This window comes from Pseudomonas sp. SB113, assembly GCF_040754745.1.
GTDB classification, from domain to species: Bacteria; Pseudomonadota; Gammaproteobacteria; order Pseudomonadales; family Pseudomonadaceae; genus Aquipseudomonas; species Aquipseudomonas grimontii.
On the sequence record NZ_JBFMHW010000241.1, the window covers coordinates 1 to 396 of the forward strand.

1 pseudogene is annotated in these 396 nt (G+C 59.3%); it reads left to right on the forward strand.

The window, feature by feature from the left end:
* Nucleotides 1-396: pseudogene (locus tag AB1462_RS32375) on the forward strand (hypothetical protein); the annotation flags it as partial.

Below are 396 nucleotides of genomic sequence, written 5' to 3' on the forward strand. Positions count from 1 at the left end.
GTTCATGGAGATGTTTCCGGGAAAAACCGCTTATGCGGTGAAAACCAATGGCGAGCATCTGGTTCTGAAAACGCTCGTCGAGGCGGGCGTCAAAGCGTTCGACGTCGCCTCGCCGGGCGAATTCGCAGCCGTGCGTCAGGTCGCGCCGGATGCCGAGATGCTCTACATGCACCCGGTCAAGGCGCAGTCCGACATTCGGCTGGCGCTGGAAAGCTACGGTATTCGCGTGATCGCGATCGATCATGAAGACGAAATCGCCAAGCTGACCCGCATCGTTCGTGCGCTCGACATCGATCCCGGTTCGATTACCGTTTTCGTGCGCATCCAGACCAAGGGACAGGCCGCCTACGAACTGTCGAAGAAGTTCGGTGCGGGACCAGCGAACGCCGTCGAACT